This is a genomic window from Sediminicoccus sp. BL-A-41-H5 (genome assembly GCF_050632405.1).
Classification (GTDB): domain Bacteria; phylum Pseudomonadota; class Alphaproteobacteria; order Acetobacterales; family Acetobacteraceae; genus Roseococcus.
In genome coordinates, this window is the sequence record NZ_CP192601.1 from 1145396 (window position 1) to 1159100 (window position 13705).

Here is a 13705-nt window from a genome sequence, read left to right on the forward strand (position 1 = left end):
GGTTGCCAGCCCCCTTCATCGTGGTTTAACCAAATGACTCATGCGTCGACGCAAAATTTATAAACCCGCCCGCTCGCCCCGTCGTTGGGGCCGTGCCGTCATGGTGGGGGCCACGGCGCTCCTGGGCGGGGGCCTCGTGGCACTCGGCCTTCCCGGCCAGCTGATGGGCTCGGCCCCCGGCAGCCAGGACTGGTCCACGCCCAACGCGCAGATCCGCATCGTGGATGGCGACACGCTGCGCCTCGGTGATCGCATGCTGCGCCTGTACGGCGTCGAGGCGCCGGAGCGCGGGCAGTTCTGCACCGACGCGCAGGGCCGCCTCTATGATTGCGGCACCGCCGCTGCCGCCGTCCTGGCCGAACTGGTGGGGGAGCGCGGCGTGGATTGCCGCGTCGCCGGGCGTGACCGTTTCGGCCGCGCGCTGGGCGCCTGCCGCGCCGGCACGATCGACCTCAATGCCTCCATGGTGGCGGCCGGCTGGGCGCTGGCCGATTCCGGCGCCGTCCCGGTCCTCGCCCAGTACGAGACGGCCGCGCGCCAGGCGCAGCGTGGCCTCTGGACCGGCGGCTTCGAACCGCCCGCGCATTGGCGCCGCGGCCACTGACGCCTGCCCCCGGGCGGGCGGAAGGCCCCGTGTGAGGCCCCGCGCCAAGCTCCGGCATCGCAAGACGGCAAAAGCCGACCGTCGAGAGTCGGATAGACAACGGCGCTGACCTGCCTACACTGCGATGCAACATCGCGCGGGGGCGGTCCACGCCCCGCGCACCAACCCGTTGAGGATGTCGCACCATGAGCACGAACGGCTCGATCACCGTCACCATCGAGGGCAGCAACAGCAGCACCAAGCTCCCGCTGCTGGGCGGCACGCTGGGCCCGCAGGTGGCCGACATCCGCAAGCTCTATTCGAGCCTCGGGATTTTCACCTACGACCCCGGCTACGGCGAGACGGCATCCTGCGAGAGCAAGATCACCTATATCGACGGCGATGCCGGCGTGCTGATGTATCGCGGCTACCCGATCGAGCAGCTGGCGGAGAAGTCGGACTTCATCGAGGTCTGCTACCTGCTGATGAATGGCGAGCTGCCGAACACGGCCGAGCTCGAGAAGTTCCGCAAGGACGTCACCTATCACACGATGGTGCACGAGCAGATCCGCCGCTTCTTCGACGGCTTCCGCCGCGACGCGCACCCGATGGCCATCATGTGCGGCGTGGTCGGCGCGCTCGCCGCCTTCTATCACGACAACCTCGACATCAATGACGCCCGCCAGCGCGAGGTGGCGGCCTTCCGCCTGATCGCGAAGGTGCCGACCATCGCCGCCATGGCCTACAAGTACGCGCTGGGCCAGCCCTTCGTGTATCCGCAGAACCGCCTGAGCTACGCGGCCAATTTCCTCTACATGCTCAACACCGTGCCGGCCGAGCCTTATGAGGTCTCGCCGGTGCTGGAGCGCGCGATGGACCGCATCCTGGTCCTGCACGCCGACCATGAGCAGAACGCCTCGACCTCGACGGTCCGCCTCGCCGGCTCCACGGGCGCCAACCCCTTCGCCTGCATCGCGGCCGGCATCGCGGCCCTCTGGGGCCCCGCCCATGGCGGCGCGAACGAGGCGGTGCTCAAGATGCTGGCCGAGATCGGCACGCCGGATAAGATCCCGGCCTTCATCGAGAAGGTGAAGGACAAGAACTCCGACGTGAAGCTCATGGGCTTCGGCCACCGGGTCTACAAGAACTTCGACCCGCGCGCGAAGATCATGAAGGAGACCTGCCACGAGGTGCTGGCCGAGCTCGGCATCAAGGACGAGCCGTTGCTGGACATGGCGATGGAGATGGAGCGCATCGCGCTGACGGATGACTACTTCATCTCGCGCAAGCTCTACCCGAACGTGGATTTCTATTCGGGCATCATCCTCAAGGCGATGGGCATCCCGACCTCGATGTTCACCGTGATCTTCGCCGTCGCCCGCACCGTGGGCTGGGTGAGCCAGTGGAAGGAGATGATCGAGGATCCGAGCCAGCGCATCGGCCGCCCGCGGCAGATCTACACCGGCGCCGGCGCCCGCGACTACAAGCCGATGGCCGAGCGCGGCTGAGGCCGCAAGGCACCCGAACAAGGCCGTGCTCAGCCCAGGCTGATCACGGCCTTTTCTTTTGGGCGGAGCGGCGCGGCCCCCGCATCGCCGCTCCGGCTCAGGCGAGTTCGAAAATGCTGCGATACCCCGCGGCCGCCACCACGCCGCCGCGCACCGCACCCGCGGCCGTCGCGCCCCAGAGCACGCCGGCGGCTGCAGGCAATTCCCGGCTGTTCGGGAGCGAGAGCCAGAGCCGATAGACCAGCCGCTGCCGCTCCGGGTCCACCAGCTCGGTCCGCGCATGGTGCGTCACGTGATTGTTCAGCAGCTGGATGTCGCCCGGCTCCATTCGCGTGCGCAGCGCAAGCTCCGCCGAGAGCGTGCCCAGCAGGTCCAGCGCCTGCCACTGCGCCTCGGTCAGGCGCGGCGCATCCCGGAAACGCTGGGCGGATTCGATGAAGCTGCGGCTGTACTGGCTGGTGAAGCGGCCCTCATGCAGGGCGAAAACGCTGTTCCAATACCAGGGCGCCTCGCCCGGCCGCTGCTCCTGCTGGCGGCTGATCGGCCAGGGCTGGAAGAGCAGCTCCAGCAGGCCGGGGGCGCGCTCCAGCATGACGTTGTGGATCGCGGCCGTGGAGACGATCAGGCTGTCGCCCCCGCCTTCCGACTGCCGGCAGCAGAGCAGCGCCACCACGTCGCAGCGGTCGGTGTGGAAGCGCAGCGCCCCGCCCGTGCGGTAGCCGCGGCTGCCCGGCTGGCCCGGAACCTCGCCCGTGTCGCGCACCTCGCCCAGCAGTTCGCCCAGCTTGCTTTGCGAGAGCGCGACGCCCAGATGCAGGCCGATGGCCCAGAGGATGGCGCGCAGCAGATCGGGCGTCGTCTCCGCGATGGGCAGGCCGCGCAGGTTCACGATCCCGCAGCCCTCCTCCAGGTCGCGCTGGATCGCGGCCAGGCGCGGCGCCGTGACGGGCAGTGGCACCTCGGCGCGGCGGAAACTCTCGACAGGGCGGCCGCGTTCCAGCATGGCGCGGCCACAGGCCAGCAGCTCCGCCAATTCCTCCGCGCGCCAGTGCCAGATCCAGTCGGTCCGCGCCGCCATCTCCGCGCCGCTCCAGAGGCTCGGCCCGGTCAGCGGCGCGCGGGGCATCTCAGCGCGCCGCCAGTCGCGCCAGCACCTGGTCCACGAAGCGGGTGGCGCTGCCGAGGTAGTTCTCGGGATTGCACAGCGCGCGCAGCCGCGCCGGCTCCACCCGCGCGGCGATCTCGCGGTCCTGCTCCAGCGCCGTCACCAGCGGGATGCCCTGGGCGATGGCGAGGTCACAGGCGCGGTTGACGATGTGATGCGCCTCGCCGCGCCCGAGCACGGGGGCCAGGCCCATCATCACCTGCTCGGCCGCGATCAGCCCGCCGGTCGCCGCGAGGTTCCGCAGCATGCGCGCGGGGTCCACCACCAGCCCCTCGGCCAGGAAGCGCGCCTGGGAGAGCGCGCCATGCGTCAGGTTGAAGGCCTGGCCGATGGCCAGCGCCTCCGCCTGCCAGGGGCCGGTGCCGCGCTCCAGGTCCTGCGCCATGGCGGCCATCATCTGCGGCACCAGCGCATGCACGCCGCGCGACTGGGCCAGGATGTACTCGCAGGCGATCGGGTTGCGCTTCTGCGGCATGGTGGAGGAGCCGCCACGGCCGGTCACATGCGGCTCGTTCACCTCCGCCACCTCGGTCTGCATCAGCAGCATCACATCGGTCGCGATCTTGGAGAGCGCGCCGCAGACGAGGCCCAGGAAGGAGACCGCCTCGGCGAAGCCATCGCGCGCCACATGCCAAGGGATATCCGGGCAGCCGAGGCCGAGCTCGGCCGCCAGCTCCCGCTGCACGGCGAGGCCCTGGTCGCCCAGCGAGGCGAGGGTGCCGGCGGCGCCGCCGAACTGCACGCGCTCCACGCGCGGGCGCAGCTGCTCCAGCCGCTCCAGCATGGTGATCAGCGGCGAGAGCCAGACCGCCACCTTGTAGCCGAAGGTGACCGGCAGCGCGTGCTGGAGATGGGTGCGCCCGGCCATGATGGTGCCGCGGTGGCGCTGCGCCATGGAAGCGAAGCCGCCGATCACCGCGATCAGCTCGGCGCGGATCAGGGCCAGGCCCTGGCGCATCTGCAGCACCACGGCCGTGTCCATGATGTCCTGCGTGGTCGCACCCCAATGCGTCCAGCGGCCGGCGTCGTGGCCGGCCAGCGCGGTGAGCTGCTTCACCAGGCCCACCACCGGATAGCCGGTGTTGCGCGTGGCATCGCCCAGCGCCTGGAGGTCGAGCTTGTCCACCTGGGCGGCCAGCGTGATGGCGGACGCCGCCTCGGCCGGCACGATGCCGAGGCGCGACTGCGCACGGGCCAGCGCCGCCTCCACATCCAGCATGCGCTGGAGGAAGGCGCGCTCGCTCATCGCGGCGCGCATGGCATCCGTGCCGTAGAGCACGCCCAGGACGGGGGAATCGGCGGGGTTCACGGGCATGTCAGATGTCCAGGAAGACGGTTTCGGCCCCGCCGCGCAGCCGGATGTCGAGCTGCCAGGTGCCGGGAGAGACGGGTTCGGCGATGAGGGTGGCGCGGCGCTCGGCCGGCACCAGGGCCAGAAGCGGGTCGGTCTCGTTCAGAGCCTCGCCCGCGAAATACAGCCGGGTGGTGAGGTGGCTCAGCAGGCCGCGCGCGAAGATCGCGATCTGCACATGCGGCGCCTGCAGCGTGTTGCCGCGGCCGGGCACCGGGCCGGGCTTGAGCGTCGTGAATCGGAAGCGCCCCTCGGCATCCGTCGCGCAGCGGCCGAAGCCCTGGAATTCGGCGTCGTAGCGGCCGGCGGGGTCGGCGTGCCAGATCTCCACCATGGCGTCGGTGACGAGCGCGCCATCGCCATCGGTGATGGTGCCCTCGATGACGATGCGCTCGCCTTGAGCGCCCGCATTGGGGCCATCGGCGCGCAGCACATCCGCCCAGGCGGGGAAGTCGATCAGGTGCCAATAGGGGCCGGCGGTCTGGTGGGCGGTCGCCATCAGTGGTGATCCCCGTCCTCGAAGGGTGTCGCCGCCGGGCCGCGCAGCGTGATGTCGAAGCGGTAGCCCAGCGCCCATTCGGGCTCGGTCACATCGAGGTCGAAGCTGGCGATCAGGCGCTGGCGCGCGGCATCGTCGGCTGTGGTGTTGAAGATGGGATCGAGCGGCAGAAGCGGGTCGCCCGGGAAATACATCTGCGTGATCATGCGCTGGGCGAAGCCTTGGCCGAAGAGGCCGAAATGGATATGCACCGGCCGCCAGGCATTGTGGTGGTTGCGCCAGGGATAGGCGCCGGGGCGGATGGTGGTGAAGCGGTAGCGCCCCTCGGCATCGGTGTAGATGCGGGCATGCCCCTCGAAATTCGGGTCGAGCGGCGCGTCATGATCGTCGCGCGCATGGTGGTAGCGGCCGGCGGCATTGGCCTGCCAGACCTCGACCATGCTGTTCGCGACGGGCCGCCCCGCCTCGTCCAGCACGCGGCCGGCGACGATGATGCGCTCGCCCATCGCGGCCTTGCCACCATGCACGGACATATCGGCCTGGACCGGATAATGCGCGGGCGTGAGCCGCGGCGAGCTCGCCTCCGTCAGCGTGTGCGGCGCGCGGATCGGCGTCAGCAAGGGCGCCCTGGACTGCGTGCTGCGATAGGCCGGGCTGTCCAGCGGCGGCTGGCTGCCGGGCGCGGGCCGGGCATAGGGGATGGGGTCGGACATGCGGATATCCTAGGTCAGAAGCCGCACCAGCCAAAGACTGAGGGCGGGGAAGAGCACGCAGAGCACGAGGCGCAGCAGATCGGTCGCCAGATAGGGCAGCACGCCGCGATAGGTCTGCGCGATCGGGATGTCGCGCGCGATGGCGGAGATCACGAAGACATTGAGGCCGATGGGCGGCGCCGTCAGCCCGATGCCGACGACGACGAGGACCAGGATGCCGAACCAGATCGCCGTCTCCTCCGTCGTCATGCCGAAATCGAGCGCGGTGACCACGGGGAAGAAAACCGGCAGCGTGAGCAGGATCATCGCCAGCTCATCCATCACCGCCCCCAGGATGATATAGGTCAGCAGCAGGGCCACCAGCACGCCATAGGGCGGGAAATCCTGGTCCGTCACCCACATGGCCAGCAGGTCCGGCGCCTGGGTGAGGGCCAGGAAGGCGTTGAACACCTCCGCGCCCAGCAGGATGGCGAAGATCATCGCCGTCGTCTCGGCGGTGGCGAGCAGGGCGGCGCGGATCTCGCGCAGCGGCAGGCTGCCCCGCGCGAGGCCCACCGCCAGCACTCCGATGCAGCCCACGGCCGCGCTCTCGGTCGGCGTGAAGACGCCGCCATAGATGCCCCCCACCACCAGCACCGCGATGATCAAGACCGGGATCACGTTGCGGAGGGCGCGCGCGCGCTCGCCCGGCTCCAGCGGGGGCGCGGGGGGACCGAGTTCGGGCCGCAGCTTCATCCAGAGCCAGATGGCGGCCAGGTAGAAGGCGGTCGCCATCAGCCCGGGGATGAGCGCCGCCATGAAGAGCTTGGCGATGTTCTGCTCGGTGCTGATCGCATAGACCACGAGGATGACCGAGGGCGGGATCAGGATGCCGAGCGTGCCGCCCACCGCGATGGTCCCGGTCGCGAAGCCCGGCTCATAGCCGTAGCGGCGCAGCTCGGGCAGCGCCGCGCGGCCGAAGGTGGCCGTGGTGGCAACCGAACTGCCGCAGACCGCGCCGAAGGCCGCACTCGCGCCGATCACGCTCATGGCCAGCCCACCCGGCCGGCGGCCCAGCAGCGCATTGGCCGCGGCAAACAGGTCCCGCGCCAGCCCACCGCGCTCGGCCAGCGCGCCCATCAGGATGAAGAGCGGGATGACGCTGAGCGTGTAATTGGCAAACAGGTGATAGGGCGTGGTCTTGAGGTAATTGAACAGCGCCGCCTGATCCAGCACATGCACATAGCCCGCGGCCCCCGCGATCAGCATGGCGAGCGCGATGGGCGCGCGCAGGATGATCAGCACCATCAGCCCGGCGAAGCCGGTCAAGGCGAGTGCGAATTCGGGCGCCATCAGCCGCGCCCTTTCAGCAGGCGCGGGATGGTGAGCAGGGCCGCGATGCCGGCCAGCGCGAAGCAGAAGGCGCCGATGCCGATGGCCCACCAATAGGGCAGCGCCAGCAGGCCGATGGTCCGCATGCCGTTGCGCCAGGTATCCATCATGCCCTGCGCCATGCGCTCGGCGATGAGCAGCGTCACCGCCGCCCAGGCGAGTGACCAGAAGGCATCAATCACGCCGTTCAGCCGCGCCGGCAGCCAGGTGGTGAAGCTGTCCACCAGGATATTCGCCCGCGTCACGCTGCCCCAGGCCAGGAAGCTCAGCACCGCGAGGCCGGAGCCCAGCGAGACCAGCTCGAAATCCCCCTTCACCGGCTGGCTGGTCAGCCAGCGCAAGGTGACGGAGACCACCGTGAGCAAGGCCGTCAGCAGCAGCACCACGCCCCCGCAGATGGCAAGCGTGGCGGCGAGCCGGCCGACGGGTCCGCGGGTGGAAGGCGCCTGGCTCAGGTCACGCCCTGCCCGTAGCGGGCGATCAGCGCGCGCGTCTCCTCCAGCAGGGCCGCACCCTGGATGTTGCGCTCACCCATGGCGCGCACCCAATTGTCCACCACGGGCTGCGTCGTGCGCTGCCAGCGCTGCGTCTCCTCGGCCGAGAGCTCGATGATGGCGTTGCCGCGGCGGCGGACCATCTCCTCCACCACCGGGCCCTGCTCGTCCCAGACCTTCGCGGCCATGGCGGCGGCCACCTGGCCGGAATTGGCGTCCAGCACGCGCTTCAGGTCAGGCGCCATGCCGTCATACTTCGTCTTGTTCATGGCCAGCACGAAGCTCGCCACATAGAAGGTCGGGCTGCCCGCGAATTCCGTGTGGTTGCGCAGCGTCTCGTGCAGGCGGATGGAGGGCACCACCTCCCAGGGCACCACCGCGCCGTCGATCACGCCCTGCGCCAGCGCCTCGGGCACCTGCGGGATGGGCAGGCCGATGGGGGCTGCCCCCAGCGCGCGCAGCGCCTCGCCCGCCTGGCGCGTCGGGAAGCGCAGCTTCATCCCCGCCAGGTCTTCCTGCCGGCGCACCTCGCGGCGCGAATTGATGACGCCCGCATCATGCGCCCAGGCGCAGATGATGTGCGTGTCGGCGAATTCCTGGCGGAAGCGCGTCTCGTAGAGCTGCTGCACCACGCGCGAATTCACACTGGCCCGCTTGTGCGCGACGAAGGGCAGCTCGATCACCTCGATGGAGGGGAAGCGGCCGGGCGTATTGCCCGGCAGCGTCCAGATGATGTCCACCACGCCATCCTTCGCCTGATCGTAGAGCTGCGGCGGCGCGCCGCCCAGCTGCATGGCGGGGAAGACCTGCACGCGCAGCCGGCCCTGGCTTTCCGCGCTGATCTTCTGCGCCCAGGGCATCAGGAAATGGCGATGCACATTGGAGACGGCCGGGAGGAAATGGTGCAGCCGGAGCGTCATCTCGGGCGTCTGCGCGCCGGCGCGAGATGCCGCGACGAGCGCGGGGGCGGCGAGCGCGCCCAGCAGCGTGGTGCGACGTGTCGTCATGGGCCTTGGGGCCTCCCTGGAGCTTGTTTCCTCGGAACCTTCTGCCCTGAACCCCGCGCCCGCTCAAGGGCTTTCCCGCTGCCGCGGAGGCGCCGTCTCAGGGGAAGGGGAAGTCCACGATGAGGATGTCGAGGTCGCGCATGGGCGTGAAATTGGTCCGTCGCATTTCGAAGCGCCGGGCATCCAGCCGTCGCACCCCCTCGCCGCAGAAACTGACGAGCCAGCGCGGATCGCCCTTGTCCACCACAAGGCGGAACTCGCCGATCGGCCCCGCCCAATTGGCGCCGGGCGTCAGCCGGTATTGCAGCCAGATCTCGCCATAGAGGCCGGCTTGCCCGCCCGGGCGGGTGCGGCGGTCGAAGGCGGCGAGGAACCCGTCCTCCACGCAATACCGCGCCCGGAGCGCCTGGAATTCCGGCGAGGCACGCCGCGCGGGCGCGAAGCGCGCATCCACCGTGCCGCCGGCGAAGGGCACATAGCTGTGCTGCACCGCAAGGCTGCGCCCGGCCGGAAACACCTGGCGGCGTGTGACGCTGGTGCTGACGGTCCAGAGCGGCTCGTCGATATTCGCGCGGCCCTGCTCGAAGGCGCCCTGCACCAGCCCCTCCCGCAGCAGGGCGGCGCGTTGCGGCTCGGGCAGATCGTTCACGCGGCGCTCGAACTCGTCGCCACCCACCAGCGGCAGGCCCAGCGCCTGCAGTCGGCCGGTGATGTCCTGGCCCTGGAAATGCGCCCGCTGGACCAGCTCGTAGGTGACGGGCCGGCCTTCCACCAGGGTGCGGAAATCCAGCGCCCGCCGGTAGTCGGGCACGCGCTCCACCGGCGAATGGGTGAAGTCCGGCAGCGGGAAGGCCACCAGCGTGTCGATGTCGCGATCGGTCGTGTTGGTGAAGAGGTAGTCCACCCGCACCCGCTCGCGGCTGATGAAGAGCTCCTGCCGGTCGAGGCGCACCGCCTCGCTGCGGAGGAGCGCGAGGCCACCGATGCCGATCACGGCCATGCTGTCATTGGCGCGCGCTCCGGGGGCCGGGGCTAGGAGCAGCAAGGCGGCGAGGCCGAGGGCGATCTGGCGCATGCGGCATATCATGCCGCTGCAGGGGACCGCCGCGTCAAGCGCAGTGGCGCTCCCCCGCGATCCGGCTCTAGGCTCCCCGGATGGGGCGAGAGACCCCAGAGGAGGAACAGAGATGAAGCAGCTCACCCTCGCCGCCCTTTGCGCGGCGACGCTCGCGGCCCCGCCCGCCCTCGCGCAGCTCGCCCTCTCCGGCAATGACAGCAAGGCGGTGTCGCAGAATGGCGCGGTCCGCATCGTGCCGAATCCGCCGGCCGACAATGTGACCATCCTCGATCTGGGAAGCCATCCGCCCCGCGTGGTGGCGACGGTGCCGGCGCCGCATTCGGTGGTGGGCCCGCCCACCTCGGTCGCCATCACGCCGGATGAGCGCCTGGGCCTCGTCGCCTCGGCGCAGAAGCTGGACCCGGCCAATCCGGCGCGCACTGTCCCCGATAACCGCCTCTCGGTGATCGACCTCCGCGCCACGCCGCCCGCCGTGGTGCAGACCCTGGAAGCCGGCGCCGGCGCCTCGGGCGTATCGGTGAACCGCGCGGGGAACCTCGCGCTGGTGGCGAACCGCAATGCCGGCACGGTCAGCGTCTTCCGCATCGCCGATGGACGGCTCGCCCCCATCGGCACGGTCACCATCGGCCCCGCCGCCTCGGGCGTCAGCCATGTGCAGTTCACGCCCGATGGCCGCCACGCCCTCGTCACACGCGACGGCGACTTCATGGTGAGCGTGCTGCGCGTGGAGGGCGAGAACGTGACGCTGGCTGGCCGCGACATCACCGTCGGCATCCGGCCCTACGGCTTCGGCATCACGGGTGACGGCCGCTGGGCGGCGGTGGCCAATCTCGGGCGTGTCTCGGGCGATGCCGATACGGTGAGCCTCATCTCCCTCACCGCCGAGCCTTTCCGTGTCACAGACACGATCAGCGTGGGCCCGACGCCGGAGGGCATCCAGGTCAGCCCCGACAACCGCCATGTGGCGGTGGTGGTGATCAACGGCTCGGCGCGCGCCACCAGCCACCCGCTCTACGGCCGCGGCAAGCTTGTCATGCTCCGCATCGAGGAGGGGCGCCTCGTGCGCGTGGCCGAGGCCGAGATGGGCAGCTGGGGCCAGGGGGTGGCCTTCAACCGCGACGGCACGCGTGTCTATGTTCAGAACATGATCGAGCGCGAGATCCAAGGTTTCGGATTCGACGGCCAGCGCCTGACGCCGCTGCCGGGCCGCGTGGCGGTGGAGGGTGGGCCTTCGGCGCTGCGCACGGCGCAACCTTGAGTCCAGCCACGACCGAGAAGGCTCCGCGGCCGGCTTGGCTGACCGCGGCGCCCTTCCTCTTCGTCTCGCTCTGGTCGGGTGGCTTCACCGCCATCAAGCTCTGCCTGCCCCATGCGGAGCCCATGACGCTCCAGGTCATGCGCTATTTGACGGTGGTCACGGTGCTGCTGCCGCTCTGGGCGGTGCTGCGCCCGCCCCGGCTGGAGCGCGCCACGCTCATGCACCTCATCCGCATGGGGCTCCTGGTGCAGTTCGCCTATTTCGCCGCGATGAACCTCGCCATGGCGAATGGCATGGGGCCGGGCACCATCGCGCTGCTCATCGGGCTGCAGCCGGTGCTGGTGGCGCTGCTGGCCCCCGCCGTGGTGGGCGATCCGCCGGTGGGGCTGCGCGGCTGGATCGGCCTCATGCTCGGCATGGCAGGGGCCGCCATGGTCATCAGCTCAGGCTCCGGCTTCGCGGCGAGCGGCTGGATCGGCCTGGGATTTGCCCTGCTGGCGCTCTCGGTGATGACGGCCGGCGCGCTACTGGAGCGCAAATCGGGCCGCCCCACACATCTCGTCACCGCCAACCTCGTCATGTGCAGCGTGGCGCTGGCGGCGAGCATTCCGGTCGCCTGGGTCACGGAGACGATGGTGGTGGACTGGGCGCCGGAGCTCTTCATCGGCCTCGGCTACATGGTCTTCGTCAATTCGCTGATCTCGCTCTCCATCCTGTTTGCCATGCTCCGCCATGGCGAAGCGGCGCGCGCCTCATCCGTCTTCTTTTTGGTCCCGCCGCTGGCCGCCTTCATCGCCTGGATGGTGCTGGGCGACGAAATGGCCTGGCTCGCCATCGCGGGCACGGCGGTGGCGGTCATTGGCGTGGCCCTGGTGGTTGCCAAGCGGTAAGCGCCGCGCCACGCTCCGCCCAACGATCGAGGAACCTCCCATGGCCCATGCAGGCTTGAATTTCGGCATTTTTCTCGCCCCCTTCCACCGCCTGGGCGACAACCCGACGCTGGCCCTAGGCCGCGACCTCGACCTGCTCGTGGCGCTCGACCAGCTCGGCTATGACGAGGCCTGGATCGGCGAGCATCATTCCGCCGGTTGGGAGACGATCGCGAGCCCCGAGATCATGATCGCCGCCGCCGCCGAGCGCACGAAGCACATCAGGCTTGGCTCCGGCGTCACCAGCCTGCCCTATCACCACCCGCTGCTGGTGGCGCAGCGCTTCGTGCAGCTCGACCACATGACGCGCGGCCGCGTCATGCTGGGCTGCGGGCCCGGCGCACTGGTGAGCGACGCCTACATGATGGGGATCGAGGCGCACACGCAGCGCCCGCGCATGGAGGAATCGCTCCAGGCCATCATGCGGCTGCTCGCCTGCGATGGCCCGGTGACGATGAAGACCGACTGGTTCGAGCTGCGCGAGGCGCGGCTGCACCTGGCGCCGTATACCTACCCACGCTTCCCCATCTCGGTCGCCTCATCCACCACGCCCTCCGGCGCGCTGGCCGCCGCCAGGCATGGGTTGGGCCTCATCTCCCTCGGCGCCGGCCTGCCGGGCGGGCCGCAGAAGCTCGCCGAGCAATGGCGCATGGCGGAGGCCGAGGCGGCCAAGCATGGCCAGACCATGGACCGGAAGAACTGGCGCCTCGTCGTCAACATGCATTGCGCCGAGGATGACGAACGCGCGATGCGCGAATGCCGCGTGGGCGAGCGCCTGGAAACCGAGACCTATTTCGGCGAGACGCTGGGCCGCCCGCCGACGCGCACCGAGGACCCGCTGGGCGATGGCCTCAAGGCCGGCACCACACTGGTGGGCAGCCCCGACACGGTGGCCCGCGGCATCGAGCGGCTGATCGGCTTCAGCGAGGGCGGCGCGGGGGGGATCCTCTTCCGCAGCCATGAATGGGCCGATCGCGAGCAGACGCTGCGCAGCTACGAGCTGTTTGCCCGCTGGGTCATGCCGCGCTTCCAGGGTTCGCTGCGCATGCCGGCCGAGAGCCGCGAATGGTGCTACCAGAATCGCGAGGGCATCTTCGCGCCCAATCTCCAGGCGCTGAAGCAGGCCTTCGTCGCCGCCGGCCAGGCCGTGCCCGAGATGGAGCGCCTCAAGCTGCGCGAGCGCCAAAAGATGAGCCAAGGGGGCGAATAGCCTCCTCCAGCCCGCGCGCCTGGTACTCGATGCGGGCGGAGATGGCGGTCAGGCTCTCCACGCTCGCCTTCACCTCGGCGGCGGCGCTGCGGGCCACGCGCGTGGCGAGGATTTCGGCGCGCGCCGTGGCATTGGCGCTGCGCTCCTCCGCGGTGGCGATCAGGGCGATGAGCTGCTGGCTGTGCGCCGCCACCTGCTCCACCGCAGCAAGCGTCTCGCGCTGCTGCTGCAACAGCACCGCGGTGCCCTCCCGCAACGTGCCGGCAAAGGCGGTGACGGAACGCCGCATCTCCTCCAGCTCGGCGGGGCTCAGGCCCGGCGGCGTGTGGCGGCGGCGCAGCGCGAGCAAGGTCAGAACCACGCCCGCCAGGAAGCAGAACCCGCCCAGCCCCATGGCCAACGCCTCCGGCGGGATCGCCTCCCAGGGCGAGGCGGCGGCGGGGCGTGCGGCGAGGAGCGGCAGCGCTGCCCCCGCCCAGGCCGCAAGGCCAGGCACGGGCGATCGGGGCGGACGAAGCGTCATGCCGCCTGCATAGGGA

14 protein-coding genes are annotated in these 13705 nt (G+C 70.2%); 5 read left to right on the forward strand and 9 right to left on the reverse strand.

What is annotated here, in order from left to right; genetic code table 11:
* Positions 1-100: 100 nt before the first annotated feature.
* On the forward strand, positions 101-604 hold the full coding sequence (locus ACQ860_RS05765; protein WP_431302457.1) for a thermonuclease family protein: 504 nt from the start codon (positions 101-103) through the stop codon (positions 602-604).
* Positions 605-789: 185 nt separating this feature from the next.
* A complete protein-coding gene (gene gltA / locus ACQ860_RS05770) occupies positions 790-2091 on the forward strand; it encodes a citrate synthase (RefSeq protein ID WP_431302458.1) in 1302 nt (433 codons plus the stop codon).
* A 97-nt stretch (positions 2092-2188) separates the two neighbouring features.
* Here the strand turns inward: gltA and ACQ860_RS05775 are convergent, their stop codons facing one another.
* The 8 genes from ACQ860_RS05775 to ACQ860_RS05810 all read right to left on the reverse strand — a co-directional run bounded on the left by ACQ860_RS05775 (position 2189) and on the right by ACQ860_RS05810 (position 9766).
* Positions 2189-3217 (reverse strand): TauD/TfdA family dioxygenase, encoded by a 1029-nt coding sequence (locus tag ACQ860_RS05775; protein WP_431302459.1) that lies wholly within the window; start codon positions 3215-3217, stop codon positions 2189-2191.
* 1 nt (position 3218) lies between these two features.
* The gene (gene pcaB / locus ACQ860_RS05780; protein ID WP_431302460.1) at positions 3219-4571 is read right to left on the reverse strand and encodes a 3-carboxy-cis,cis-muconate cycloisomerase; all 1353 of its coding nucleotides are present in this window, start codon (positions 4569-4571) and stop codon (positions 3219-3221) included.
* A gap of 1 nt (position 4572) precedes the next feature.
* Positions 4573-5106 carry a protocatechuate 3,4-dioxygenase subunit alpha gene (pcaG, locus tag ACQ860_RS05785; protein ID WP_431302461.1) on the reverse strand — a complete coding sequence of 178 codons (534 nt, stop codon included), beginning with the start codon at positions 5104-5106 and terminating at the stop codon, positions 4573-4575.
* A complete protein-coding gene (gene pcaH / locus ACQ860_RS05790) occupies positions 5106-5819 on the reverse strand; it encodes a protocatechuate 3,4-dioxygenase subunit beta (protein WP_431302462.1) in 714 nt (237 codons plus the stop codon). The genes pcaG and pcaH overlap by 1 nt, the downstream gene beginning before the upstream one ends.
* 9 nt (positions 5820-5828) lie before the next feature.
* Positions 5829-7151: a TRAP transporter large permease gene (locus ACQ860_RS05795; RefSeq protein WP_431302463.1), complete on the reverse strand. Its 1323-nt coding sequence runs from the start codon at positions 7149-7151 to the stop codon at positions 5829-5831.
* Positions 7151-7573: a TRAP transporter small permease gene (locus ACQ860_RS05800; protein ID WP_431302464.1), complete on the reverse strand. Its 423-nt coding sequence runs from the start codon at positions 7571-7573 to the stop codon at positions 7151-7153. The genes ACQ860_RS05795 and ACQ860_RS05800 overlap by 1 nt, the downstream gene beginning before the upstream one ends.
* Before the next feature lie 68 nt (positions 7574-7641).
* Positions 7642-8691, reverse strand: a complete 1050-nt coding sequence (locus ACQ860_RS05805; protein ID WP_431302465.1) for a TRAP transporter substrate-binding protein — start codon at positions 8689-8691, stop codon at positions 7642-7644.
* Positions 8692-8788: 97 nt separating this feature from the next.
* A complete protein-coding gene (locus tag ACQ860_RS05810; RefSeq protein ID WP_431302466.1) occupies positions 8789-9766 on the reverse strand; it encodes a DUF4424 family protein in 978 nt (325 codons plus the stop codon).
* Between the two features lie 112 nt (positions 9767-9878).
* Here ACQ860_RS05810 and ACQ860_RS05815 point away from each other — a divergent pair, with 112 nt between their 5' ends.
* Genes ACQ860_RS05815 through ACQ860_RS05825 form a run of 3 tightly spaced genes read left to right on the forward strand, consistent with a single transcriptional unit; the run spans position 9879 to position 13166 of the window.
* The gene (locus tag ACQ860_RS05815) at positions 9879-11027 is read left to right on the forward strand and encodes a lactonase family protein (RefSeq protein ID WP_431302467.1); all 1149 of its coding nucleotides are present in this window, start codon (positions 9879-9881) and stop codon (positions 11025-11027) included.
* Positions 11024-11917, forward strand: a complete 894-nt coding sequence (locus ACQ860_RS05820) for a DMT family transporter (RefSeq protein ID WP_431302468.1) — start codon at positions 11024-11026, stop codon at positions 11915-11917. Before ACQ860_RS05815 ends, ACQ860_RS05820 begins: the two co-directional genes overlap by 4 nt.
* A 40-nt stretch (positions 11918-11957) precedes the next feature.
* Positions 11958-13166 carry an LLM class flavin-dependent oxidoreductase gene (locus ACQ860_RS05825; RefSeq protein WP_431302469.1) on the forward strand — a complete coding sequence of 403 codons (1209 nt, stop codon included), beginning with the start codon at positions 11958-11960 and terminating at the stop codon, positions 13164-13166.
* Here the strand turns inward: ACQ860_RS05825 and ACQ860_RS05830 are convergent.
* Positions 13123-13689, reverse strand: coding sequence for a hypothetical protein (locus tag ACQ860_RS05830; RefSeq protein WP_431302470.1), 567 nt, complete (start codon positions 13687-13689; stop codon positions 13123-13125). The two genes, ACQ860_RS05825 and ACQ860_RS05830, sit on opposite strands and share 44 nt — an antisense overlap.
* Positions 13690-13705: the final 16 nt, after the last annotated feature.

What these genes read in the sequence shown, in the direction of transcription:
- ACQ860_RS05765 (WP_431302457.1), top strand. Translation starts at nt 101, where the DNA reads ATGGTGGGGGCCACGGCGCTCCTGGGCGGGGGCCTCGTGGCACTCGGC.
- gltA (WP_431302458.1), top strand. Translation starts at nt 790, where the DNA reads ATGAGCACGAACGGCTCGATCACCGTCACCATCGAGGGCAGCAACAGC.
- ACQ860_RS05775 (WP_431302459.1), bottom strand. Translation starts at nt 3,217, where the DNA reads ATGCCCCGCGCGCCGCTGACCGGGCCGAGCCTCTGGAGCGGCGCGGAG.
- pcaB (WP_431302460.1), bottom strand. Translation starts at nt 4,571, where the DNA reads ATGCCCGTGAACCCCGCCGATTCCCCCGTCCTGGGCGTGCTCTACGGC.
- pcaG (WP_431302461.1), bottom strand. Translation starts at nt 5,106, where the DNA reads ATGGCGACCGCCCACCAGACCGCCGGCCCCTATTGGCACCTGATCGAC.
- pcaH (WP_431302462.1), bottom strand. Translation starts at nt 5,819, where the DNA reads ATGTCCGACCCCATCCCCTATGCCCGGCCCGCGCCCGGCAGCCAGCCG.
- ACQ860_RS05795 (WP_431302463.1), bottom strand. Translation starts at nt 7,151, where the DNA reads ATGGCGCCCGAATTCGCACTCGCCTTGACCGGCTTCGCCGGGCTGATG.
- ACQ860_RS05805 (WP_431302465.1), bottom strand. Translation starts at nt 8,691, where the DNA reads ATGACGACACGTCGCACCACGCTGCTGGGCGCGCTCGCCGCCCCCGCG.
- ACQ860_RS05810 (WP_431302466.1), bottom strand. Translation starts at nt 9,766, where the DNA reads ATGCGCCAGATCGCCCTCGGCCTCGCCGCCTTGCTGCTCCTAGCCCCG.
- ACQ860_RS05815 (WP_431302467.1), top strand. Translation starts at nt 9,879, where the DNA reads ATGAAGCAGCTCACCCTCGCCGCCCTTTGCGCGGCGACGCTCGCGGCC.
- ACQ860_RS05825 (WP_431302469.1), top strand. Translation starts at nt 11,958, where the DNA reads ATGGCCCATGCAGGCTTGAATTTCGGCATTTTTCTCGCCCCCTTCCAC.
- ACQ860_RS05830 (WP_431302470.1), bottom strand. Translation starts at nt 13,689, where the DNA reads ATGACGCTTCGTCCGCCCCGATCGCCCGTGCCTGGCCTTGCGGCCTGG.